We start from the raw sequence: 23,670 nt of genomic DNA, 5'->3' as shown, positions 1-23,670 counted from the left end.
GTTTTAAGCATGAAGGCAGTAACGTATCAAGGCATTAAAAATGTTGTTGTCAAAGATGTCCCCGATCCAAAGATTGAAAAATCCGATGACATGATTATCAAAGTCACCAGTACAGCCATTTGCGGATCAGATTTACACTTAATCCATGGATTCATTCCTAATATGCAAGAAGACTATGTCATTGGCCATGAACCGATGGGAATTGTTGAAGAAGTTGGGCCAAGGGTTACAAAGTTAAAAAAAGGAGACCGCGTCATTATCCCTTTTACGATCGCCTGCGGTGAATGTTTTTTTTGTAAAAACCAGCTGGAAAGCCAATGTGATCAATCGAATGACAACGGAGAAATGGGTGCTTATTTCGGTTATTCAGGGCAAACTGGCGGTTATCCAGGCGGGCAAGCTGAATATTTAAGAGTGCCATTTGCGAATTTTACCCATTTTAAAATCCCTGAATCTTGTGAGGAACCCGATGAGAAATTAAGCGTGATTGCCGATGCCATGACCACCGGCTTTTGGAGTGTGGACAATGCCGGTGTAAAAGACGGCGATACTGTTATCGTTCTCGGCTGCGGACCAGTCGGCCTGTTTGCTCAAAAGTTTTGTTGGCTAAAAGGCGCAAAACGCGTCATAGCAGTTGACTATGTAAACTATCGCTTACAGCATGCGAAACGTACAAACAAAGTAGAAATCGTTAATTTTGAAGACCATGAGAATACAGGGAATTATTTAAAGGAAATCACGAAAGGCGGAGCGGATGTAGTCATTGACGCTGTTGGGATGGATGGTAAAATGAGCGATCTCGAGTTCCTTGCCAGCGGATTAAAGCTTCATGGCGGAACGATGAGTGCATTGGTCATTGCTTCCCAAGCTGTTCGCAAAGGAGGAACCATACAAATTACAGGTGTGTATGGAGGCAGATATAACGGTTTTCCGTTAGGAGATATTATGCAGCGAAACGTCAACATACGCTCTGGACAGGCTCCGGTGATCCACTATATGCCGTACATGTTTGAACTAGTATCGACAGGCAAAATTGATCCGGGAGATGTTGTCAGCCATGTCCTACCGCTTAGTGAAGCCAAGCATGGCTATGACATTTTTGATTCCAAAATGGATGATTGTATAAAAGTTGTGTTAAAACCTTAAAAAAACGGAGGTTACAGAAATGGGATACGCCTTACATGAAGTGCTTGAGGTTCAGGAAATGACTGCTTTCAAGACACTTTGTTTGACGAAATCTAAAACAATGAAAGCACTGGTATCTGATCCGAAGCTTAAAGAAATCATGCAGCAAGACGTTGACATCACCACACGGCAGCTGCAGGAATTCGCCTCTATTTTATCTAATGCAAAGCATGAATGAGGAGATGATTGAATAATGAATCCTATCATTGAATATCTGACCGGCATGAATGTTCTAACAGACCAAATCATTGCTATGGACTTATTAATTGCAGCAAAAAACGGAGTCAGAAATTATGCGATGGCAGCAACTGAAGCCGGAACGCCTGAAGTGAAGGAGGTCCTTGTCCGTCATTTGGAAGAAGCACTCGATATGCACGAACAACTCTCAAGCTATATGATGGAAAAAGGCTGGTACCATCCTTGGAACACAGACGAACAAGTCAAGCTACATTTAAAAAATATTGATACAGCCATTCAATTGCCAACCCTTTAACATACAATGAGTGATTTGCTGAGGAACAGTATTGATTGGGCACAACTGTTCCTCAGCTTCAAAATGAGCACTGTTGTTCGGGTCCTATGACCGTAAATAGATTAACCGCATTTCTCCATCTGTTCTCCGATAATGTTTGCAAATTCTCCAATCCAAATAAGGAATCGTAACCACCTCTTTTTATGCGATTTCTTGATGGAGAAAACTTTAACCTGCCCTCTTCACACGCAAAGAATGCTACCTTCTTTGCTCCACTGATCCGTGAAGACTTTCCGTTTTAGGCCTGCTTTTGAGCTTTGCCTCATTTTCGCGCAATTTCCCATCATAATCTTTAATTTTTGTGTCTAATCTCTTAATTGTTTCATCAATTTCTTTCCGCTTCTCTATCAGCCGCTGTCGTTCGTCAGACAGGATATTTTTTCGAGCTTCTACCGTACGGTCACCTTCGGTAAATAATGTTGTATATTCAATTAGCGCTTCTATCGATAGTCCCGCATTTCGCATGCATTTAATGAATTCAATCCATTTGATATCTTCTTCATCATAGTCGCGAATGCCGCTGTCTTTTCGTTTTACAGGCGGGATTAATCCTACACGTTCGTAATAACGGAGTGTTGCGGCTGTCAGGCCAAACTGCTTTGCCACCTGCGCAATATTCATGATCTTCACCTCTCTATCCTGCATGTTGTGAAGGTAACACTTAAAGTTAACTTTAAGTCAAGCTCAAAACAAGTGGTTAGCTGCTGAATCTGGGTTTATATATTCGGGACTTGCCTTAAAGCACACTTTAAGCTCTATACTTCTCCATGCAATAAAAACAGTTTAGATGGAGGGATTGCTGAATGGCAAATAAACAAACTGCCGGAAGAGAACAATTAGGAGAATTTGCGCCAAAGTTTGCTGAACTTCATGATGATGTTCTATTCGGTGACATTTGGGCAAGAGAGGAAGAACTTTCACCCCGGGATCGCAGCATGATTACAGTTTCTGCGTCAATTGCTGACTGTAGCTCACCTTATAAATCAGGTTCATTTTAAATGTTATTTTAAAAAAACCCTTGCCTTAAAGCAGACTTTAAGGTTTATCGTTATGTTGAAGACACCATAAAACATAAATAAGTGCATGTTTTTATTTACAACACTTATGATGAAGAAAGGATAGGTTCATATGTGTAATCAACATCAAACCCGTGTATTAAGCGTGTCACATGCAAAAGCCAAATTTGAACAAACGACGATTGAGCGAAGAGAATTACGGCCGCACGATGTCTTAATCGATATTAAATTCAGCGGTATTTGCCATTCAGACATTCATAGTGCTTTTGATGAATGGGGCGGTGGCATCTTCCCAATGGTGCCAGGACATGAAATAGCCGGTGTCGTAACAGCCGTTGGAGCAGAAGTCACCAAGTTTGCTGTCGGAGACCGCGTTGGTGTCGGCTGTTTTGTTGACTCTTGCGGAGAATGCGAATACTGTCTCAACGGAGAGGAACAATTCTGCACGAAGGGTGTTGTTCAAACTTATAACTCAGTAGACTACGACGGAAACCCCACTTATGGCGGGTACAGCCAAAAAATCGTTGTCACTGACAGATTTGTTGTTCGCATACCAGACCGTTTGGAAATGGATGTTGCCAGTCCGCTGTTGTGTGCAGGTATCACAACGTATTCCCCGCTGAAACACTGGAATGTTGGCCCTGGTAAAAAGGTTGCGATTGTAGGCGTGGGTGGCCTTGGACATTTGGCGATTCAATTTGCACATGCGATGGGTGCAGAGGTAACCGTCCTGAGCCGTTCCATGAATAAGAAAGAAGAAGCTCTGGAACTCGGTGCAAATCATTACTTTGCAACAAGTGATCCAGCTACATTCACTGCATTGGCCGGGCGTTTTGATGTGATCTTAAATACGGTATCGGCGAATCTTGATGTGGATGCCTATTTATCAATGCTTCGTATAGACGGGACACTTGTAAACGTTGGAGCTCCTGCCAAGCCGGACACATACAGTGTGTTTTCCCTAATCATGGGGCGCCGCAGCATTGCAGGTTCTCTAGTCGGCGGAATTCAAGAAACTCAAGAGATGCTGGATTTCGCAGCTGAGCATGGCATCGAACCTAAAATCGAAGTCATCCGAGCTGACCAAGTGGACGAAGCATACGAACGTATCCTCCGAAGCGATGTCCGTTATCGATTTGTGATTGATATTTCCACATTGTAATAGGTAAGTCCTTATATGGGCTGACCCGCTTTTATTGAAACTCACGAAAAACGATCTGGTTAAGCAAATATTTTGAAGGCCGGTCAATCTTCCTGTTATTCTATGAATAGAGAGTTATTAGGAGGGTTTTTTATGAGCAAAAAAATTGCAGTTCTTGTTACAGACCAATTCGAAGACATCGAATATACAAGTCCGGTAAAAGCATACGAAGAAGCTGGCTACAGTGTTGTGGCTATCGATTTGGAAGCCGGCAAAGAAGTGACCGGTAAGCATGGCGAGAAAGTAAAGATTGACAAAGCCATCTCTGATGTGGATGCAAGTGACTTTGATGCACTTTTAATTCCTGGGGGATTCTCTCCGGATTTGCTTCGTGCAGATGACCGTCCGGGTGAATTCGCAAAAGCATTTGTCGAAAACAAAAAACCTGTTTTCGCAATTTGCCACGGCCCGCAAGTACTGATTGATACGGATCTTCTAAAAGGCAAAGATATCACAGGCTACCGCAGCATCCGCAAAGATTTAATCAATGCCGGTGCAAACTACAAAGATGCAGAAGTAGTCGTCAGCCACAACATTGTCACAAGCAGAACACCTGATGATTTGGAAGCATTTAACCGCGAATCTTTAAATTTGTTAAAATAACGAGAAGGCACAGACTGTTCGGGTCTGTGCCTTTTTTAAAATTAAGACTCCTTCTTTACATTCTGAAAGACAGCAGTCGCGTCCCACACATTCAAGCCAAATTGGCCTTCTGAAAATGCGGAATCATTTGCATCAATCACAAGACGATCATCTAAATAGATTTTAAAGCGATCGCCCTCGGCCTCTGTTTTCAGATGATACTTTTTATTAACGTCTATCGGTGTTTTGTATTCAGCAATGACAGAAGCAGCACCGTTCTCAAATTTAAAGAATTTCACCAGGTCATGCTTCGCGTCCACATTGGCAAGATAACCGTTTTTGGCATCTTGGTCAGAGCGAAACATTAGTGCTCCTGCCCCTCTTCCGTTTCCATCCTTAATGGTGATATCAGATTCATAAGTGAAGTCTGACCCGGATGCTGAAGACAAGATAAAGGAATCTCCGTCCGACCTCCCTTGTTTCCCCTCAATCGTGTCGGCCCACGTGCCATTTACAGTCGTCCAGCCAGTCATATTGGACATAAAAGGTGACGTTCCCCATACCTTTTTTAAAGGGTGTATGGTTAAAGATTTTACCTTTACACCGCCATTTCCAGCATATAATTCAAGCCCTTTGCTTGATCGGTCTGGGAGAATGATATCCGTTATGACCTGCTTTCCGTCATTCCCAAATACTTCAACCGAGGAGCGGTCAACAAAAATGCGCATCTTAACCTTCCCATTTACCGGCTTCAATGGGGCTGTTTCTTTTCCGGTGTTAAAGGCCGGATTAAAGGTGTTGTTGCCCGACTCGCTCCGGTCAACGAACAATTTGGCGTTCCTTCGGTCATAGCCGACCTTCGTAAATTGATTTTCACCTGTTCGGACCTTAAAACCAAATTCAGCAGATGAACCAGGGCTTACTTTAAATTCTGCATTTATTTCATAGGCATCTCCAGATTGCCCTGCTAACACATTATGACTTGCAGGCGATATGGTCAGATTCCTCCACTTCTTAGAGGTCCCGCGAATGGTTTCCAGCTCTTTCACTGGTGTTTGGACCACTCTAACCCCTTCGGTAAACGCTTTCAATTTTAACTCTCTTGGAATGGACGTTGCACTTCTCCATGGGGATGTCGGAACATCATTCGCATATTGCCAATTGCTCATCCACCCTAACCATAGTCTCCGACTATCTGTGGCTGGAATATCGGACCAGGATACAGCGGCATAAAAGTCTCTGCCGTAATCCGTCCAGAGAACTTTGTTTGACGGGTTTTCATTTTTAAAATGAGTTCCATCAAAGTCCCCTACAAAATATTGCATGCCTGATCCTCCCGAGACCGCTCCGTTTCCGACACTGACCTGCATGACCCATTTCTTTTGATTCGGATTGCCGTCTACCGGAAGCTCAAATAAATCCGGGCATTCCCATACTCCCCCGTGGCTTCCTTGACCCTGTCCAAATTCACTTGCATACGTCCACTGCTTCAGATTTTTTGATGTATAAATGAGGATTCGGTCACCGGCCGCAAGCACCATTACCCACTTTTTTTCTTTCTCATACCAAAAGACTTTTGGATCGCGAAAATCTTTTTTACCCGGGTTTGGAATGACAGGGTTGCCAGCGTATTTCGTCCATGTTCTTCCTTTGTCGTTGCTATAGGCAATACTTTGCACTTGATGGCCTTCCCGATCCTGTGTATAAATGGCCACAAGCGGCCTCTCTTTGCCTGTTTGAAAACCGCTTGTGTTATTTTTATCTACAACTGCGCTTCCAGAAAAGATCGTGCCTTTTTCATCCGGATACAGCGCAACAGGAAGGTGTTCCCATGTAACCAAATCTTTGCTGACGGCATGCCCCCAATGCATGGGCCCCCACTGAAGCCCGTATGGATGGTATTGATAGAACAAGTGATATTCCCCGGCATAATATACCATTCCGTTTGGGTCATTCATCCAGTTTGCCTCCGGTGTGAAGTGATATTGAGGACGGTAATCCTCATCATAGTAGCTTGAATCGGCTGCATCTGCCGAAAATGCCATAGTCAACAGCAGGGTGAACATGATCATGACTTGAATAAGTCTCTTTTTCATTTGTTCCTTCGCTCCTCTCTTCATGTTTGAACACTTTCAAGAGAGACTGCTAAGCAAGCTGGTCCGTTTCTGGCAATTCTCCTCTGTTTCGCTGTTATCCGAATGATTTATATATGAAAAGACTGCTGCAGTTTCTCTCTTTTTCCTTCACACAGCTTATGCTAAGAATCCAGCCCAATACCCGAGAATCCCGATGACAAAGATGCCGCAAATAATGAGAAGAGGATTCACCCCTTTGCGAAGCATCCATGCCACCAATAACGTTAATCCGAGAGGCAGCGCACCCGGCATAATGCTGTCTAACACGTTTTGTACAGTTTGAACATCTACTTTTCCGCTTTCATCCTTAATCCTGGATACAACGATTGGAATGTTGATGGTGGTCCATTTGGACACGAGAGCCCCCATAACAAATAATCCGAGAATCGAAGCGCCCTCTGTAAGCTTTTGAATGCGATTCCCCGCTAAATCCTGAAGAATCTCCATTCCTTTCACATAGCCATACTTTAATCCGTAATATTTTGTGCTTAATCTTATGGCATTCAGCAAGAAAAAGAATAGCAAAGGACCGGCAATGTTTCCTCCTAAAGCAAGGGAGGCTCCTAGCGCAGCTAAGACAGGACGAATCGTTCCCCAGAAAATCGGGTCGCCTACGCCCGCTATTGGTCCCATCAAACCGATTTTCATTCCGCTTATCGCTTTTCCGTCAATTCCTTTATTGTTCGCCATTTCTTCTTCCATGGCTGCCGTCACGCCAAATATAGGCGCTGTCAGCCACGGATGTGTATTAAACCATTCCAAATGCCGCTGCAAGGCTTCGTTTCTTTTCGCTCCGGGACCGTACAATTTTTTGATCGCCGGTATCATGACATAACAATATCCCATTGCCTGCACACGTTCGAAGTTAAAGGAACCGAGTAAAAAATTTGAACGAATAAACATGCTGAAAATTTCTTTTTTCGTTAATCGTTTTTCTTTCTCCATTTTTCTTCCCCCCTCATCGTTTAGGCATCAAGATCATCATCATCGTCATCATAAACAGCAACACTGCCACTGTCTGATGCGGCCGCGACTACTCCGTGAGCGCTTTGTTTTTGCATCACCTGCTGGTATAAAAGCGCCAGACAGAGACCAAGGGCTCCAAATCCCACTAAGTTAAAATCGGTAAACGCCGCTAATAAGAAACCAATATAGAAAAATGGCTTTAAATAAGGAATATTCATCATATTGATCACCATGGCATACCCGACAACTACAATAATGCCTCCGCCTATTTGCAGTCCTTTTGTAATGACATCAGGAATATTTCCCAGGAACGCCTGAACAGCGCTGACACTAATCAAAGCAACAATCAATGTAGGAATCATGACGCGCAAAGCTTGAAACACCATCGCGGTAATATGCATAATTTCAATTCCTTTTATATTTCCCGCTTTTGCATATTGATCAGCGCGGTGGATGAAAAAGACAGTGATCGTCCGAACAAAAATCGTCAGCGCCTGACCCGCAGCTGCTAAAGCAACAGCGACAGCAATCCCTTCGCCAATTCCCTGATCAGCGGTAATAACTAAAATGGTTGAGATGACAGAGGCGATCGCTGTATCAGGTGCCATGGCAAGCCCGACGTTCATCCAGCCGAGCGCCATCAGCTCCAGTGTGCCTCCAAGAATAATTCCCGTTTTTAAGTCCCCGAGCACCAAGCCAACTAACGTACAGGCCACAAGCGGCCGGTGTGTCTGCCCTTCATCCAATACACTTGCGATTCCGGTGATTGCTGCAATGATTAACAACAAAATAATTTGTAATGAAGACATATTCTCATCCCCTTGATTATTTTGTTACGTTCCGTAAAATCTGTACAAAATCCTCACTGGCATCTGAAGGCAGCTGCCTCAATTCCAGTTTCACGCCCTTGTCACTTAATGTTTCAAATGCCTTTATATCTTGTTCTGTGACACTGACTGATTTTGTGATTTGCCTGCGATGATTTTCAAAACGCATTCCCCCCACGTTTACGGTTTTGATCGGTACACCTGCTTCTATAAGAGATACAATATCGGACGGATTTTCAAACAGGAGCATTGCCGTTACCCCTTCGTAGCGCGGACTATGAAATGCTTTTGCCATTTTAGAAACCGAGACGGCACTCGCCTTTACATTTGAAGGCGCAACAGAAAGGATCAGCGTTTTTCTCATTTCGTCCTGAGCAATATCGTCGGAGACAACGATGATTCGGTCGGCTGCATGGACTTTTATCCACCTTGTCAGGATTTGGCCGTGAATAAAGCGGTCATCAATTCTTGCTAACACAATGTTCATCATAATTCATCCTCTCTTGTATCTTGATTGGCTGTTTTTACTTTTTCTAAATGTTCACTGCACACTTGAAAGCTTTGCTGACTCATTGCTTTTAAGTTGTTCAGCAAATCTTTGAGAGCCAGATGTTCTCTCAGGCTTAATACCTCCAGCAGAATCGGCAGGTTTACGCCGGCTGCCATATCCATTCTTTGATCCTCAGCAATAAAGGAAGCTGCCGCGTTATATGGCGTCCCTCCAAAAATATCGACTAAAAAAAGCACTTCATGTTCTTCCGGGATATCCTTGAGCGCCTGATGATATTTTTCTTGCAACGTTTGTATTCCTTCCCCTTTAAAAAACGGCACTGCAATCAGGTTATTTTCTTCACCGAATATCATCCCTGAAGATTCTTTTAATGCTATGGGGAAATCTCCATGACCGCTGATAATAACTGAAATCATATCTATTGCTCCTTTCCTGTTTTGTACATCCATATATAATGCAAGGATCGTGCCAACACAGTTGTGTTAAGCGTTTTCATTGTTATTTCAGCCAATAGCAATTTGTTGTTGAAACACTTAAAACGAAAAAAATAAACCTGTATTAAAATGGTGTTCCATTTAATACAGGTTCATATAAAAAAACTATTTTTAAAACAGCTGACCATGCACTTCTTCAGCAAATATGGCGGCTATAAATAATTTTTCATCATCACTTATGCGAAGTCCGAGCTTTTCTTCATAAGGGGCTAATGTCCGCTCTGTCACGTACACCATTTCCTTCAGCTGATCATTGATCTCTTCTTCCTCCGAGAAAGCGATCGGATTCTGCTTAATTACCCTTTCAAAGGCGAAAGCCGTGTGCATAATGACTTTGATCAAAACCGCATTATTGAAAATGACTCCCAGCTCATCTTGAACGGTTTGCAGCCACTCCAATAACATTTCGATCACATGATGAGGATTCAAGAAGACAAGGTATTTTTTCAGACTATCCTCGCAAAGCTCCCTGACAATCATATTTGCTTCGTTCAATCCATTGCTCAAGGGGATGCTTCCTTTTGTAATCGCCTGTTGAATCAGCTTCTCTCCCTCACCTTCAATTAACACTTCTAAAGATACATGCGGAGCATTGATTTTAGGGTCTTTCGTTCCGACTGTCGCAAGGATTTCATACTCTTTTTCGATTTCTTTTATGCTGTTGGCCAGCTTAATCGATGATACGGTCAATATGTGAATCGGGGTATCGGAGGCCTTGTTTACGATCGTGGTTAGAATGTCTTCCAGCTTTTTGGCCGTTCCGCTGCCCGTCGTGCAGATGGATACCAATGCCTTCTTTTTGCCGGGTGCCGCTGGCTGACGCTCCCACAACTCGATAAAATCCTTCGTGACCGATTGATAGATCGCATGCAAATTTAAATTCAAATAGTTGACCTTTCTGACAGCATCCAGCACCATTGAAGTCGTAACATTGCTGATCGTTTTAATGGAAATTCCTGTCTTTTCCTCCAGCCTGCTTTCCAGCATTGCAAGCGACCCCATGTCTACCAGCATTAAAACACCTTCACCTTCATCAACCTGTTTCATTTTTTCTGCTACGCATTCAATAATGTCCGAAGGTGAAACAGAAAGCGGCATGTCAACTGCTGCAATCGGCGTGCTCCCTAGCAGTTCTGTCGCAACTTCAACCATTGAACTCGCCGTGCTGTTTCCATGAGCAGCCACGATAATTCCGACTCTTTTGTTCTCCTTTAACGATTTGATGGAATGGATTAACATCGTTAAGTAGATGACTTCTATTTCAGGAATAGCCACTTTAAAATATTCCTGAATTTTATCTTTAAAAATCATCGCCACCCGATATTCTTTCACATGAGTGTCACGAATTTCATCCGTCTCCTGTGTATTCAAAACATCAATTTGCTTTCCTCGCTTTAAAAATGCGTCAATATGCATACTCAAGAAATAAATAAACTTACGGTCAAATGTGCAATCCAGCTCATGTTCAGCTATTTCTTTTAACTGTTTTGTCATTTGAATCACGTCATCTTCAACGAATGTCAGCAGGTTGTCTTTTTGAAAAGCTTGATGATGAAAAAAACTTCTGACATGCAAATGGACATCAGTCAAGATGTATTGGTTAATATCCTTTTTGGATAAACCTTCTTTCATAAGCGTTTTCACTTTTTCCTCAATCAAATGATATAAGTTAAATGAGAGGTCCTCGTCAATTTTTGTTGTTTCATCTTCTACAATCGGAGAGATAATCGTTGTAATATTGACATATTCAGAAATGGCTTTGCTTCTTTGCATGTTTTTGCTGCTGGACATCCATTCTTGCTTGATTTCATCAGGCAGATCGCGAACAGTCAGTTCAATAACCTCATTTCTGTCAAGGTTATGCAAAAATCCGTGTGCGCAAACTAACTGGACATTTGATTTCAGCTGTCCGACATTCCCAAATTTCGCAGAATGAATAAGCGCATTATAGACATCGATATGCACACTCAGATTCTTCTTAATTCGCTCTGCTTCTTTCCCTAATAAAAACGTCGTCAAATCTACTCTTTCTTTAAGCGATCGTTCTTCAAGCGAAGGAATATGAATGGTCATTGGGATTCTTCGCAAAAATGTTTTCAATAGTGCAGAACTCGGATTTTCTGTAGTCGCACAAATAAACAATACATTCGATGTTCGTTTATGTTCAGATTCTCCAAGCCTGTTATAAGAACCGCTGTCAATAAAATAAAACAGCATTTCTTGTCCCTCGGGAGGGAGACGGTGGATTTCATCCATAAAAAGAATGCCCCCATTGGCTTGTTCGACTAAACCTGCCTTATCCTCGGCAGCACCTGTAAATGAACCTTTTTTGTGTCCGAATAATTGAGAAAGCAATAATTGAGGGTTGTTGTAGTAGTCTGCACAGTTAAATGTAATAAATGGTGCGCCGGCCTTCAATATGTCAGAGTAAATGGCAAACTGGTAAATTCGGTTCGCAAAAAGGGATTTACCGGAACCAGTCGGCCCTAGGAGGAGCATATGCAGACCGTTCGGCGGATAAAAGACAGCTGCTTTTGCCTGGGAGATCGCTTTCTTCAAACTCCCTTTTGCCCCTATCATAAGCTCTAGGGGATTCGTGGAAATGTGTTGATGATTTTGCTTTGAATTTTCGGAAAACGCCTGAAGGTCTTTCACTTCCATCATCTCTGTATCCCATTTCTTGTTGAATAATTTTTCTGCTATCTCGACTGGGATGTATCTTACAGGAAACGTTTTAATTTTGATGACCTTTTTGGACCGGACGAGATTGTTCAATTCAAAGCTGACATTGGACCGCTCCATTTTCAGCTGCTCGGCAATCTCCTTTGCTGAATTCCCTTGTATTTTTAAAAGATGATCTAAGGTTGAATCATGAAAATTATGCTTGAGCTGATGGTATATTTTATCTATTCTTCTCACGTCTATCATCCTTTGTCCTTATTAGATAAGCCATTAACAAGAATATTTCGAAACTTTATAGTCCGCGTTGAGATTATCTGCTGATACACGTTTAAAAAGGTCTCTATAGCAGATTGACAAAGCTGGCTTTTATGCGTATATGTTTACATTTTGAATCATTTGCATCTCATATTAGTATGATAGATGCTCAGTTCTGGATGGCCAGTCCCCTTCAAAAGTAATAATCAGTAAACAGTTTATCATTCTCGGGGAATGTAATGATGTCAAAATCATCAATGACAAAAAATGAATCTTATAGATCATGACAAATTACCCAAATATAACCCCTTAAGTTCGTTCACAACTAAAAAGACGGACACTCTATGTGACCGCCGCAGTATTACAATTTGCAAAACTTCGTCATTTTTGCAATCCACCTTGAAGGTTAAGGAATCTGTAAGCTTAAAAACTTTATCTTCGATTCTCTCGATTTGATCCCCCCTGCAGGCCTCAATCATAGTGGGTATGCAATTATACAAATCGTTACCGATCTAGTCTGTCAGATTGTCCAAATGACTTTCCTGTTTTACTCTGCTATTCAGGTAGAATCACGAGTGAAAAATAGAGCCAGAAGACATGTAACAGCACTTAAAATAGTTTTAAAATTTAAAAATAAAAGTATCTATTCTTTTAAATGTTATAATATCCGATAAAACTTTACTCATCTTTTTATTACTGGAGGAAAATAAAATTGATAGGCAATTCTAGCAAAGACAATTTTGGCCAGCAACAGAAATTGTCTAGAGGCCTTAAAAACAGGCATATACAATTAATGGCGATTGGGGGTGCAATCGGTACAGGTTTATTTTTAGGTTCAGGTAAATCCATCCATTTTGCAGGACCATCCATTTTATTTGCTTACTTGATCACCGGCGTATTTTGCTTTTTCATTATGCGTTCGCTCGGAGAACTGCTCTTATCAAATGCGGGATACCACTCTTTTGTTGATTTTGTAAGGGACTATTTAGGAAACATGGCAGCGTTTATCACTGGGTGGACCTACTGGTTCTGTTGGATTTCCCTCGCGATGGCTGATTTAACGGCGGTTGGCATTTATACGCAATATTGGCTTCCCGATGTGCCTCAATGGCTGCCGGGTCTTCTTGCGCTTATTATCCTGCTGATCATGAACCTTGCCACCGTTAAACTTTTCGGAGAATTAGAATTTTGGTTTGCATTGATCAAAGTCATTGCCATACTGGCTCTGATCGTAACTGGTATTTTCCTGATTGCGAAAGGTTTTTCCGCAGCTTCCGGCCCTGCCAGCCTCACCAACCTTTGGAGCCACGGCGGCATGTTCCCAAATGGATGGCATGGGTTTATCCTATCGTTCCAAATGGTCGTCTTCGCTTTCGTGGGTATTGAACTTGTTGGGCTGACAGCAGGTGAAACAGAAAATCCCCAAAAAGTGATCCCTAAAGCCATCAATCAAATCCCTGTCCGGATTTTACTTTTTTATGTTGGCGCACTTTTCGTGATTATGTGTATCTATCCTTGGAATGTGTTGAATCCAAACGAAAGCCCATTTGTTCAGGTCTTCTCTGCAGTAGGCATCGTTGTGGCTGCCAGTTTGATCAATTTTGTTGTATTAACATCAGCCGCGTCAGCTGCAAATAGTGCTTTATTCAGCACAAGCCGAATGGTCTATTCACTTGCAAAGGATCATCACGCACCTGGACTATTAAAGAAATTAACTTCTTCTAACGTGCCAAGCAATGCGCTGTTCTTTTCATCCGTCGCCATTCTGATTGGCGTTAGTCTGAATTATTTAATGCCCGAGCAAGTCTTCACACTGATTACAAGTGTTTCTACAATATGCTTCATTTTTATTTGGGGCATCACGGTGATTTGCCATTTGAAATATCGAAAAACAAGGCAGCATGAAGCGAAAGCAAACAAATTTAAAATGCCTTTTTACCCATTATCCAACTATTTAACACTTGCATTTCTCGCGTTCATTCTTGTCATATTGGCACTGGCGAATGATACACGTATTGCTTTGTTTGTAACCCCGGTCTGGTTTGTTTTATTGATTATTTTGTATAAGGTGCAAACCCGCAGAGGACATAAGATGAAATAAAAAAAAAGACAAGGGATACTCACTCCCTTGTCTTTTTTATAGGGCCAAACACTAAATTAAACTTTGGTTTCAAATTTCATTCACTTCATTTAAGTGTTAACTCAAACCAGTTTTGATGCCGAAACCTACTAATATTATTCCGGTAATTTTTTGAAACACTTTCTGGAACTTCGAGTTTTTCATCCATTTTTTCGCGTAATCAATAATATAAACAAGAAACAGAAACCACAACACCGCTAATAAGGTTAGGATTAAAGCTAAAATGATGAGCTGCTGGTTTATATTTCCGTTCAAATTGATAAATTGGGGCATGATTGTAACATACACCAAAACAGTTTTAGGATTGAGAATGTTACTGAGTGAACCCTGCATAAAGGAAGTTTTATAATACCGTTTCGGAGAACTTGCCATATTTTTTGCTTGGGATTGCATGTCATCTAACGAAAACATACTTTTAGCAAAAAAACTTTTTACACCTAAATAAATTAAGTATGCCGCTCCCAAATATTTGATCGTTGTGAAAAGAATCACTGACTTTGCGATCACCACTGATAACCCTAAAATGGCAATCACCGTCCAAAAGGAAAGTCCTGTTGCCAATCCGAGAATGTTATAACGGCCGGCTTTCGGACCATACCTAAGCGTATTTTTCATCACAAGCATCGTATCTGCCCCCGGCATGATAACCATCATGGCAGCGATTGGTATGTATGCGAGTAAGCTGTGCACTGTTCTCTCCCCCTTTAAAAAATCCCCTCAATAATTTAGTGACTACAAAAGTAACTACTTATAAAAGTGTATCAATCAGTTTGGAATAAATCAATATGGTTTGTTAAAATAGCGATTACAAAGGCAGCGATTGCTCTTTATATTGGAGGATATATGAAAGAAAATATGTTAGACATTTTAAAAAACCTCAATTTTACAGAATATGAATCGAAAGCGTATTTGGCATTATTGCAAGAATCACCTTTAACAGGCTATGCCGTTGCCAAAAAATCCGGAGTTCCCCGTTCTAAAATTTATGAAGTCTTGGAAAGCCTTGTCATAAGGGGAGATGTTTTTGTCAGTCATGGAAATACGCCTCAGTATGTTCCAGTCCCCGCAAAAGAACTGATTAAAAACCGCCGGCTCAAAGCGGAAGAGCATTTTGATCAGGCTGAGAAATATTTTGAAAAGTTCGAGGAGACCGCAAATGACCGGGAAAACATCTGGAATATCACCGGCCGCAGTGAAATTCTTGAAAAGGTGAAGGCTTGTATCTTATCTGCCAAAAAAAGAATCCTCTTAGAAATATGGAAAGAGGATTTTGAGGAGATAGAATCAGAGCTCAAACATGCGGCAGATCAAGGCGTTATTGTCACCATTATTGCGTACGGAGACATCGTATCTGATTTTGCCAATGTTTACCTTCATGATATGAGCAGTGAAATTACAGAAGAGTATGACGGACGGTGGCTTGTCTATAGCGGAGATGATTCAGAAGTAGTAGCGGGCATTGTCTCACTTGGCAACGACAGCCGTGCTGCATGGACGATGCATGTAGGTTTAGTCATGCCTATTACTGAAGTGATCATTCATGATCTGTACCTCATGGAAATTCTGAAAAAGCATAGAGAGCTTTTAGAAGAGAGCTTCGGGAAAAATCTCATCCAGTTGCGCCGTAAATTTTCTATCCATTCAGATTTCAAAAAACATTATTTGGAATAATGTTTCGCATCTCTTACCCCAAAAACATGGCTTGTACAAAACAAGCCGTGTTTTTTTATGCATAAAACTCCCCCTTGCTGATTTACTTCTCTCTTTTAAAAAAATGCAATTCTGCGCAAACTATTTTTCATCCTGCCGCGTCTATCCTAGGTAACAGCCTACGATATACGTATATTCAAAAAGGAGCCCTTTATTGCAATGAAGAAAAAACAAACAACAAAAGCGTTGCTTGTCACATGTATAACTGACCATAAGCAAGATTTCTACAGGTTGGCTTTCAGTTATGTAAAAAATCAAGATGACGCATTAGATATTGTTCAGGAATCTATAAAAAAAGCGCTGAGCTCAGTTGAAACGGTCAGAAACCCTGAGACGATAAAAAGCTGGTTTTATAAAATTTTAGTACGGACAGCCATTGATTTTTTGCGCAAACAAAAAAAGATAAGAGTGATGGACGACGAAACGATAGAATTTTTAAGCAAAGGAAAGGAAGACCATTACAAGGATACTGATCTCCATGAAGCGCTTGACGAATTGCCGTACCGCTATAAAACCATTATTATTTTACGCTTTTTTGAAGACCTCAAATTAGAAGAAATTGCGGAAATTACAGGAGAAAACACGAATACCGTCAAAACGCGCCTATACAGAGCATTGAAGCTGATGCGCATTCAGTTGACGAAGGAGGATCTTTCTTAATGGATAAGAGATTACAGCAATTAAGAGAAGAATATAAAAATGTTCAGATTCCTAAAGAATTGGATATCATTGTTGAAAAAGCCCTTCAGCAAGAACCAAAAAAGAAAAGAATCGTCATGTGGCCGACATCAGCAGCAATCGCTGCAGCTATTTTATTCACTGCGCTTGTTAATATCAACCCTGACGCTGCTCAGGCTATGTCAAAGATCCCTGTCATCGGCAAAATCGTCAAAGCGATCACCTTTATTGAAATCAAAGAGGAAAAAGACCAATCAAGCATTGATGTCAAAACACCTGCTTTGTCCGGGCTTTCTAATAAAGAGCTTGAAAACAGCATTAACCAGAAATACTTGAAAGAAAGCCAGCAGCTGTATAAAGAGTTTATACAGTCCACATCCAAAAACAAAAAAGGGCATCTCAGCATCTACAGTGATTACGAGACGGTCACAGACACGCCAGATTTACTCTCTATCCGGCGCAATATTGAAAAAACACAAGCATCTTCCTACACACAAAGCCGTTATATTACAATTGACAAAAAGAATGATATTTTACTTACATTAAAAAGCTTATTCAAAGATGAGCGCTATATCAAAGTCATCAGTCAAAACATCAAAGAACAAATGAAACAGCAAATGAAGGAAGATCCAAATAAAATATATTGGCTCACTGACGAAGATGCAGAACCGTTCAAAACGATTCTTCCTGATCAGACGTTTTACATTACTGAAGACCATAAACTTGTGATCTCATTTGACGAATATGAAGTCGCCCCCGGCTATATGGGCGTTACCGAGTTTACAATTCCAACCAGCGTCATTTCAAACTTGCTCGTGGGAGAACGTTATATTCGATAAAATAAAAACATCCATCTAAGATCATGGATGTTTTCTCTCTTCTCTATTCGAGGTCGTAACCTCGCTATCAAAAACAACGAGAATATTTGCATACTATTGGAGGAATACCCATGTATCACAAGACACAGCATCATCGATACATCCCTGGACTTGATGGCCTTCGCGCTTTCGCCGTCCTGTCAGTTATCGCTTATCATCTAAATTTCAATTGGGCTAACGGAGGTTTTATCGGAGTTGATATCTTTTTTGTTTTATCCGGATATTTGATTACATCTATTCTATTACCGGCATATGGAAATGATATCAATCTTGATTTTCGGGACTTTTGGGTGCGCCGCATTCGGCGGCTTCTGCCGGCAGCGTACCTTATGATCTTTTCCACTGTTGTGTGGGTCGTATTGTTTGATCGAGAACTATTGCACACTCTACGTGGAGATGCGATCTCTTCTCTCTTTTATATGAGCAATTGGTGGTTTATTTTTCACAAGCTATCATATTTTGATAGTTTCGGTTCCCCATCACCTCTAAAAAACCTTTGGTCGCTGGCGATTGAAGAACAATTTTATATCATATGGCCGATGTTCTTAGTTGTTGGAATGTACATAATGAAAAGCCGCGCCAGATTGGCTGCGGTGATATCATTGCTTGCGCTTTGTTCAGCCGTGATGATGAGCGTACTGTATGAACCTGGCGGAGATCCGAGCCGCGTTTACTATGGCACAGACACTCGTTCGTTTGGACTTCTCATCGGATGTGCCTTGGCTTTGGTATGGCCGATGAAAAGGCTGTCTTCCAACAGGCTGCCAAGCAAACTGAAGCACACTTTGCACGCCACTGAATTTTCGGCATTTTGTATTTTAGTGTTGTGTGTCTATTTCACAGATGAATACGAGCCTTTTCTTTACAGAGGCGGAATGCTATTCATTAGCGTGACTGCCGCAATCCTTATTGCATGTGTTTGCCATCCGAGCAGCTTTTTAGGCAATCTGCTTTCATGGAGGCCGCTTCGGTGGCTTGGAACGAGGTCTTACGGAATTTATCTTTGGCATTACCCTGTTATTGTGTTAAGCACGCCAGTTCAAGAAATCGGAAACCCTGTTTTTTGGCATATCGTGCTAAAGGTCATTTTGACATGTATACTTGCCGAGCTTTCCTATCATTTTATTGAGAAGCCGATACGGACACAGGGGTTTAGGTCATTTTTCCGCCGTGTTTTTATACATAGAATCAAGGAATGGAAAACGACATCTGTCATCAGCAAACTGTCAATTGGTTTCATTATTTTCGCTATACTTATTTTTGCAGGCGGGCTGTCAGGGCTAGCCGGCGAGCAAAAGCACCCTACCAAATGGACCTATAGCTCACAAGAAACAAATGCTGACTCCAGCCAGGCTTCTGGGGATAAAAAGAACGCTGCAGCAAATAAAAAACACTATCCTGAACAAAAGACAACAGAATCGGATCAACGTCAAAAGGAAAACAAAGATAGTGGGCAAGAGACTCATAAAAAGAAAGACACGCAATCCCAACAGCAGAAAAAACCAGCAGACACTGCGAAAGAAGTTTTAGCTATAGGAGATTCCGTCATGCTTGATATTTCTTCACACCTGCGTCAGTCATTTTCAAATGTGACGATTGATGGAAAGGTAGGAAGACAAATGTCTCAAGCTTTGGAACTCGCAAGGGAGTACAAGTCTTTTAATCAGCCGAACAAGGCTGTCATCATTGAGCTTGGAACCAATGGCTACTTTACAAACAGCCAAATCGAACAACTGCTTCAATCTTTCTCAAAAGCTCATATCTATCTTGTCAATACACGGGTTCCCCGCCAATGGGAAAGCAAGGTTAATGAGTCTTTACAACACCAGGCAAGCGCACATCAAAATGTTACGTTAGTTGACTGGCATACAGAAGCTCTTCAGCATCCAGAATATTTTACCCCTGATGGTGTTCACTTGATTCCTAAAGGGGCAAAAACTTTGACTGCTCTTATTGTTCAGGCGATGAAATCGTAAAAAAAGAGATTCTATGGGATCTCTTTTTTACTAATTGCCTCTGGTTTTTGAAGGAAGATCTTGCGACTATAACTAAACATTCAAACAGAAGAGTATTCTAACTGCTTAAAATCGTTGATTATGTCTCCTTTCAGCAAGGCAGCCCTTATGTTTACATTCCGTTTACGTAAGGGTAAGCCAAAATAGAATGGAGGGATGATGGTGACAGTAAATGAAGAACGTGACATCCAAAAAGAGCTGAAACGATATGAGCTTTTTTTCAAAAAACGATATAAGATTCTTTATACAGTAAACGATTTTATTATTGGTGCTTTGTTTCTCGTCGGGAGCTTTTTCTTTTTTTATGACCGATTAATGTCGGCAGGGATTTGGCTGTTTGCGATCGGAAGCTTGCTGCTGTTAATCAGGCCCACGATCCGGCTGATTCATGACTTTCATTACCGTAAGCATGTGGAACAGCAATTCAAGCATCAATCTTCAACAGATGACTGATCTCGAGGAATCACAAGATAAAATGCAAAAAAATGATGTTAAAATTGCAATAAACGAGACTTTAAGACTATTTATTTTTAAAAATAAGGCAAAAAACATAAACTTTCGTCCCTGTTTGCCGATATTAACAATAAGACCGGCGCGATACTCCCTATAACATCCTTTTCAGTAGATTTCATTATCGTGCCGGTTTTCTCACATGCAAAGCAATCCCGCCAATCAGATTGGCGGGATTTTATGTTTTACATTCCTGTCCAAACGTCTTTTACATAACGTTTTTGATCTTGCAGCTTTTGCAGCCATTCAGCTGATTCTTCCTGACTTGCTCCTTTTTCAGCTTCATACGCCAATCGCAAAGTTTTCTCTACATCAGGAGCCATTTGCGATCCATCACCGCATACGTAAATATGAGCCCCTTTTTCAATGAGTGTCATCAATTTCTGCGTATCTTGCTTGAGCAAGTGCTGGACATATTCTTTTGGTTCGTTTTCGACGCGCGAGTAGCATCGGCGGATTGTGACCAAACCGTCCTGTTCCGCTTGATCCAGCTCTTCTCTGTAAAGGTCGTCATGGTCCGGGCGGCGGCAGCCGAAGTATAAAAGTGCTTCACCAAGGGTGCTTCCTTCCTTCTTCAAAACCGATCTTGCCTGAATAAAGCCCCTGAATGGCGCAATTCCTGTGCCCGGCCCGACCATAATCATAGGCGTTTCAGACTCATCCGGCATTTGGAATCCGGACTGCGGAGTACGAATGAAACAGGCTGCTGCATCACCTGTATTCAATTCTGCTAAATAATTAGAGGCGACACCCCGGTATTCACCTCGGCCGCTCCATGCTGAGGCTTTCACAACTCCTACCGTCATGCTCACGATATTTGCATGAACTTTCGGTGAGCTTGAAATGGAATAGTATCTCGGTTTTAGTGATGGCAAAAGTGCTAAAAACCGTTCAAACGGCATTTCGCAAGCAGGATAATCCTCTAAAAAATCAAGCATGGTAAGACGTTTTGCAAGTACCTGCTCTTTGTAAATGCCATCATCTGAAACGAGCTGTTCCAGCTCTTTTTGATGCGGCGGACAAACTGTATAAGAGGCCAGCTCCCGAAGCTGAAGCCTTGATGCCGGTTCCTGCAGCTCTACATAGGACGACAATAAATCCACTACTTTTATCGGCCGATCCATCGGCAGATGAGCCATATGAGCGCTTCCGCTTACTTTTATCACATGATTGGACTGCAAACCGAATCGGCTGAGAACCCGCTGAACAAGCTCCCTGCTGTTCTTCGGCATGATTCCGATATGATCGCCTTCTTTATATGTTTTACCAGCCGGAATTTCCAATTCAATATGGCGGGTTGAACGCGTGCTGTCAGCTGTCTGGAGTTCTCGATTCTCTAACACTACCCCTTCAAACGCGCCATATGCTTTAGCAACCGGCGTTTCCGTCGTCTCACTGAGAAAAGTAATCGATAATGAAGGCCTGTCTTCTTTCTGGGCTATTTCGTTAATATCAAATGCGTCCATCGTTTCCTTCCAGAAGCGGTTTTCCCAAGACTCGCGATGGCTTTCAAAATCATCGGCGGCGTCACCTTCCCCAATCTCTGTTAAACGCGATGCCCCCTTTGCTTTCATCATGTCATCAATCAGGCGGGGAATCCGCTGATACGTGCTGGCCCAGCTCCGGTTCCCGCAGCCGAATACCGCATAGGAAACACCTTTCAATTGGCCTTCCTTAAGCTCTTTCAGCCACTCTACAAAGCCGGCAGCATTATCAGGCGGCGCCCCATTATAAGAAGCCGTTACAATGACGACTGCCCCTTCTTCAGGGAGCTTGCCGATATAATCATCAAGCGGAGCCGTTTCAGCTGCAAAGCCCATCTGGCGGCCTTGAGCAGCCAGTTCACCGGCTATTCCCTCAGCTGTCCCAAGGTTTGAACCGTAAAGAACGAGTAAAGGTGTGCCGTGTATAGGTTTGGTTTCTTTTGGCTTTGTTTCTGCTTTGATGTCTGCCTGTTCTTTTCTCTGTACATTGATTGCCGCTGTTTTCCGCGGTTTCACAGTAATTTTAAAATCATCCGGCTTGATCGTTAATGCTTCTTTGATTTTTAGTTCATAGCCAGTATGGTTTATCAATTCAAAATGCTTTAATACAAGACCGAGAACCATTGTCGCTTCTTGAAGAGCAAACTGCATGCCAATACAAGCGCGCTGTCCGTTTCCAAACGGCTTATACGCATGGTGAGGGATACTTGAAGGATCCTCAAACCGTTCCGGACGGAAATCTTCCGCATCCGGTCCCCAAGCGTTTTGATCCCGGTGCAGTTTTGGAATTAAAACAGTGACTGGCTGCCCTTTACTGATCGGATATTCCCCGCCTAGAACAGTATCCTCCTTCGCATATAGAGAAAAAGCCGGAGCTGTTGGATACAGTCTGAGGGTTTCATTTAAAACCATCCGAATGTATTTGAGCTGCTGGATTTGTTTATATTCAGGCGTGTCATCTGTTAACACGCGATCCGCTTCCTCCTGAGCTTTTTTCAGTTTTTCCGGATGTGTAAGCAGACAATAAATCGCAAAGGAAAGCAACCCGCTTGTTGTCTCATGTCCAGCAATTAAAAATGTGATGATTTGGTATCGAATGTTTTCGTCATCCAGCGTTTCACCCGTTACTGGATCTTTGGCATAAAGCATGAGAGACAAGAGATCCTTAATGTCTTCATCCGGATTCGCCTTTCGCTCCGCTATCATTCTATCAACCAGGGAGTTCATGACTTCTATATCCTTTTGGAACTGCAGCTTCGTTTTCACCATCATTTTATCTTGCAGGCCCAGTCTTTTCGATTGATTCATCGCCTCTTTTAAGGCACGGAGCATACTGGTGATAAACGGATGCTGTGAATCACGGTAAAAGCTGTTGAATCGATAGTTAAACCCGCATAACCCAATCGTATCAAGCGTCAGACGTGTCATATCGTCCGCTACATCAATTTCTTCATTAGGGTTTAAGCGGCTCCACTTTTGAATCAGCTGGGTTGCGATATCCAGCATCATAGAATGATAGCCTTTCATCGCTTTTTGACTAAAACTCGGCAGCAAAATGCGGTGGGCTTTTTGCCAGTTCGGTTCGTGCGTCCAGCTTGTAAATAAGCCATCTCCCCCGAACTCGCGCACCTTTTGCAAGCCTTTGCCAAGGTTCTTGTCGAAGCGGCTTTCATCACATACTTCAGCCACAAGATTGTGGCCCGAGACAAAAACACTGGATACTCCCGGAAAATCAAAACGGAAAATCGGTCCCAATTCATCAGCTATCCGCCATAAGGATTGAGAAAGCTGTTCTTTTTCCAGATGCGGAAGATTTTTTAAAGGTCCGTATGTTTTGGGCTGAGGTATTGCGCTTGCCTGTTTCATTAA

The 23,670-nt window shown here is 42.1% G+C and carries 23 protein-coding genes; 13 read left to right on the top strand and 10 right to left on the bottom strand.

Annotation, left to right across the window (positions count from 1 at the left end):
* Positions 1-9 precede the first annotated feature (9 nt).
* The 3 genes from ACQVGT_RS07575 to ACQVGT_RS07565 are packed head-to-tail and all read left to right on the top strand — an operon-like array spanning position 10 to position 1,678.
* On the top strand, positions 10-1,146 hold the full coding sequence (locus tag ACQVGT_RS07575; protein ID WP_015384196.1) for a zinc-dependent alcohol dehydrogenase: 1,137 nt from the start codon (positions 10-12) through the stop codon (positions 1,144-1,146).
* Between the two features lie 19 nt (positions 1,147-1,165).
* Positions 1,166-1,363 carry a hypothetical protein gene (locus tag ACQVGT_RS07570; RefSeq protein WP_015384197.1) on the top strand — a complete coding sequence of 66 codons (198 nt, stop codon included), beginning with the start codon at positions 1,166-1,168 and terminating at the stop codon, positions 1,361-1,363.
* Positions 1,364-1,378: 15 nt separating this feature from the next.
* Positions 1,379-1,678: a spore coat protein gene (locus ACQVGT_RS07565; protein ID WP_015384198.1), complete on the top strand. Its 300-nt coding sequence runs from the start codon at positions 1,379-1,381 to the stop codon at positions 1,676-1,678.
* A gap of 237 nt (positions 1,679-1,915) precedes the next feature.
* Here the strand turns inward: ACQVGT_RS07565 and adhR are convergent, their stop codons facing one another.
* Entirely contained in the window at positions 1,916-2,338 is a 423-nt protein-coding gene (adhR, locus tag ACQVGT_RS07560; protein WP_015483484.1) for an aldehyde stress transcriptional regulator AdhR, read from the bottom strand.
* 182 nt (positions 2,339-2,520) lie between these two features.
* On the opposite strand from adhR, the gene ACQVGT_RS07555 reads away from it, so the two are divergent.
* The 3 genes from ACQVGT_RS07555 to yraA all read left to right on the top strand — a co-directional run bounded on the left by ACQVGT_RS07555 (position 2,521) and on the right by yraA (position 4,537).
* Positions 2,521-2,715, top strand: a complete 195-nt coding sequence (locus ACQVGT_RS07555) for a carboxymuconolactone decarboxylase family protein (protein WP_015384200.1) — start codon at positions 2,521-2,523, stop codon at positions 2,713-2,715.
* 130 nt (positions 2,716-2,845) lie between these two features.
* Entirely contained in the window at positions 2,846-3,895 is a 1,050-nt protein-coding gene (locus ACQVGT_RS07550; RefSeq protein ID WP_015483485.1) for an NAD(P)-dependent alcohol dehydrogenase, read from the top strand.
* A gap of 132 nt (positions 3,896-4,027) precedes the next feature.
* Complete coding sequence (gene yraA / locus ACQVGT_RS07545; RefSeq protein WP_003229836.1) at positions 4,028-4,537, top strand: cysteine protease YraA; 510 nt, start codon at positions 4,028-4,030, stop codon at positions 4,535-4,537.
* 41 nt (positions 4,538-4,578) lie between these two features.
* Here yraA and sacC read toward each other — a convergent pair whose 3' ends face one another.
* The 7 genes from sacC to levR all read right to left on the bottom strand — a co-directional run bounded on the left by sacC (position 4,579) and on the right by levR (position 12,368).
* On the bottom strand, positions 4,579-6,582 hold the full coding sequence (gene sacC, locus ACQVGT_RS07540) for a levanase SacC (protein WP_236822446.1): 2,004 nt from the start codon (positions 6,580-6,582) through the stop codon (positions 4,579-4,581).
* The gene (locus ACQVGT_RS07535; protein WP_223497671.1) at positions 6,521-6,652 is read right to left on the bottom strand and encodes a hypothetical protein; all 132 of its coding nucleotides are present in this window, start codon (positions 6,650-6,652) and stop codon (positions 6,521-6,523) included. Before ACQVGT_RS07535 ends, sacC begins: the two co-directional genes overlap by 62 nt.
* Positions 6,653-6,768: 116 nt before the next feature.
* Positions 6,769-7,596 carry a PTS fructose transporter subunit IID gene (gene levG / locus ACQVGT_RS07530; RefSeq protein ID WP_003229834.1) on the bottom strand — a complete coding sequence of 276 codons (828 nt, stop codon included), beginning with the start codon at positions 7,594-7,596 and terminating at the stop codon, positions 6,769-6,771.
* A 20-nt stretch (positions 7,597-7,616) separates the two neighbouring features.
* Entirely contained in the window at positions 7,617-8,426 is an 810-nt protein-coding gene (gene levF, locus ACQVGT_RS07525) for a PTS fructose transporter subunit IIC (protein ID WP_015384204.1), read from the bottom strand.
* A 16-nt stretch (positions 8,427-8,442) separates the two neighbouring features.
* Positions 8,443-8,931, bottom strand: a complete 489-nt coding sequence (gene levE, locus ACQVGT_RS07520) for a PTS fructose transporter subunit IIB (RefSeq protein WP_004399158.1) — start codon at positions 8,929-8,931, stop codon at positions 8,443-8,445.
* Positions 8,931-9,371 carry a PTS fructose transporter subunit IIA gene (gene levD, locus ACQVGT_RS07515; protein WP_003246144.1) on the bottom strand — a complete coding sequence of 147 codons (441 nt, stop codon included), beginning with the start codon at positions 9,369-9,371 and terminating at the stop codon, positions 8,931-8,933. Before levD ends, levE begins: the two co-directional genes overlap by 1 nt.
* A gap of 189 nt (positions 9,372-9,560) precedes the next feature.
* Positions 9,561-12,368 carry a transcriptional regulator LevR gene (gene levR / locus ACQVGT_RS07510; protein WP_015384206.1) on the bottom strand — a complete coding sequence of 936 codons (2,808 nt, stop codon included), beginning with the start codon at positions 12,366-12,368 and terminating at the stop codon, positions 9,561-9,563.
* Positions 12,369-12,919: 551 nt separating this feature from the next.
* Here levR and ACQVGT_RS07505 point away from each other — a divergent pair.
* Positions 12,920-13,060, top strand: coding sequence for a hypothetical protein (locus ACQVGT_RS07505; protein ID WP_121517033.1), 141 nt, complete (start codon positions 12,920-12,922; stop codon positions 13,058-13,060).
* A gap of 38 nt (positions 13,061-13,098) precedes the next feature.
* The gene (locus ACQVGT_RS07500; RefSeq protein ID WP_015483487.1) at positions 13,099-14,487 is read left to right on the top strand and encodes an amino acid permease; all 1,389 of its coding nucleotides are present in this window, start codon (positions 13,099-13,101) and stop codon (positions 14,485-14,487) included.
* A 96-nt stretch (positions 14,488-14,583) separates the two neighbouring features.
* On the opposite strand, the gene ACQVGT_RS07495 is transcribed toward ACQVGT_RS07500, so the two are convergent.
* Entirely contained in the window at positions 14,584-15,216 is a 633-nt protein-coding gene (locus tag ACQVGT_RS07495; protein WP_015384208.1) for a LysE family transporter, read from the bottom strand.
* A gap of 153 nt (positions 15,217-15,369) precedes the next feature.
* Between ACQVGT_RS07495 and ACQVGT_RS07490 the strand changes: the two genes are divergently transcribed.
* The 5 genes from ACQVGT_RS07490 to ACQVGT_RS07470 all read left to right on the top strand — a co-directional run bounded on the left by ACQVGT_RS07490 (position 15,370) and on the right by ACQVGT_RS07470 (position 20,260).
* Positions 15,370-16,197 (top strand): TrmB family transcriptional regulator, encoded by an 828-nt coding sequence (locus ACQVGT_RS07490; protein WP_015483488.1) that lies wholly within the window; start codon positions 15,370-15,372, stop codon positions 16,195-16,197.
* 198 nt (positions 16,198-16,395) lie between these two features.
* Entirely contained in the window at positions 16,396-16,896 is a 501-nt protein-coding gene (gene sigV, locus ACQVGT_RS07485) for an RNA polymerase sigma factor SigV (RefSeq protein WP_004398891.1), read from the top strand.
* Entirely contained in the window at positions 16,896-17,753 is an 858-nt protein-coding gene (gene rsiV, locus ACQVGT_RS07480; RefSeq protein ID WP_015384210.1) for an anti-sigma-V factor RsiV, read from the top strand. Before sigV ends, rsiV begins: the two co-directional genes overlap by 1 nt.
* A 110-nt stretch (positions 17,754-17,863) precedes the next feature.
* Positions 17,864-19,768, top strand: coding sequence for a peptidoglycan O-acetyltransferase OatA (oatA, locus tag ACQVGT_RS07475; RefSeq protein ID WP_015384211.1), 1,905 nt, complete (start codon positions 17,864-17,866; stop codon positions 19,766-19,768).
* A gap of 201 nt (positions 19,769-19,969) precedes the next feature.
* Positions 19,970-20,260, top strand: a complete 291-nt coding sequence (locus tag ACQVGT_RS07470; RefSeq protein WP_015483489.1) for a YrhK family protein — start codon at positions 19,970-19,972, stop codon at positions 20,258-20,260.
* Positions 20,261-20,502: 242 nt separating this feature from the next.
* Here ACQVGT_RS07470 and cypB read toward each other — a convergent pair whose 3' ends face one another.
* Positions 20,503-23,667 (bottom strand): bifunctional cytochrome P450/NADPH--P450 reductase CypB, encoded by a 3,165-nt coding sequence (gene cypB, locus ACQVGT_RS07465; protein WP_015483490.1) that lies wholly within the window; start codon positions 23,665-23,667, stop codon positions 20,503-20,505.
* Positions 23,668-23,670 lie beyond the last annotated feature (3 nt).

The sequence above is a fragment of the Bacillus sp. SCT118 genome, assembly GCF_058566435.1.
Note: the sequence above shows the minus strand (reverse complement) of the source record. Positions and strands in the feature narration are given on the sequence as shown.

What these genes read in the sequence shown, in the direction of transcription:
- ACQVGT_RS07575 (WP_015384196.1), top strand. Translation starts at nt 10, where the DNA reads ATGAAGGCAGTAACGTATCAAGGCATTAAAAATGTTGTTGTCAAAGAT.
- ACQVGT_RS07570 (WP_015384197.1), top strand. Translation starts at nt 1,166, where the DNA reads ATGGGATACGCCTTACATGAAGTGCTTGAGGTTCAGGAAATGACTGCT.
- ACQVGT_RS07565 (WP_015384198.1), top strand. Translation starts at nt 1,379, where the DNA reads ATGAATCCTATCATTGAATATCTGACCGGCATGAATGTTCTAACAGAC.
- adhR (WP_015483484.1), bottom strand. Translation starts at nt 2,338, where the DNA reads ATGAATATTGCGCAGGTGGCAAAGCAGTTTGGCCTGACAGCCGCAACA.
- ACQVGT_RS07555 (WP_015384200.1), top strand. Translation starts at nt 2,521, where the DNA reads ATGGCAAATAAACAAACTGCCGGAAGAGAACAATTAGGAGAATTTGCG.
- ACQVGT_RS07550 (WP_015483485.1), top strand. Translation starts at nt 2,846, where the DNA reads ATGTGTAATCAACATCAAACCCGTGTATTAAGCGTGTCACATGCAAAA.
- yraA (WP_003229836.1), top strand. Translation starts at nt 4,028, where the DNA reads ATGAGCAAAAAAATTGCAGTTCTTGTTACAGACCAATTCGAAGACATC.
- sacC (WP_236822446.1), bottom strand. Translation starts at nt 6,582, where the DNA reads ATGTTCACCCTGCTGTTGACTATGGCATTTTCGGCAGATGCAGCCGAT.
- levG (WP_003229834.1), bottom strand. Translation starts at nt 7,596, where the DNA reads ATGGAGAAAGAAAAACGATTAACGAAAAAAGAAATTTTCAGCATGTTT.
- levF (WP_015384204.1), bottom strand. Translation starts at nt 8,426, where the DNA reads ATGTCTTCATTACAAATTATTTTGTTGTTAATCATTGCAGCAATCACC.
- levE (WP_004399158.1), bottom strand. Translation starts at nt 8,931, where the DNA reads ATGAACATTGTGTTAGCAAGAATTGATGACCGCTTTATTCACGGCCAA.
- levD (WP_003246144.1), bottom strand. Translation starts at nt 9,371, where the DNA reads ATGATTTCAGTTATTATCAGCGGTCATGGAGATTTCCCCATAGCATTA.
- ACQVGT_RS07505 (WP_121517033.1), top strand. Translation starts at nt 12,920, where the DNA reads ATGACTTTCCTGTTTTACTCTGCTATTCAGGTAGAATCACGAGTGAAA.
- ACQVGT_RS07490 (WP_015483488.1), top strand. Translation starts at nt 15,370, where the DNA reads ATGAAAGAAAATATGTTAGACATTTTAAAAAACCTCAATTTTACAGAA.
- sigV (WP_004398891.1), top strand. Translation starts at nt 16,396, where the DNA reads ATGAAGAAAAAACAAACAACAAAAGCGTTGCTTGTCACATGTATAACT.
- rsiV (WP_015384210.1), top strand. Translation starts at nt 16,896, where the DNA reads ATGGATAAGAGATTACAGCAATTAAGAGAAGAATATAAAAATGTTCAG.
- oatA (WP_015384211.1), top strand. Translation starts at nt 17,864, where the DNA reads ATGTATCACAAGACACAGCATCATCGATACATCCCTGGACTTGATGGC.
- cypB (WP_015483490.1), bottom strand. Translation starts at nt 23,667, where the DNA reads ATGAAACAGGCAAGCGCAATACCTCAGCCCAAAACATACGGACCTTTA.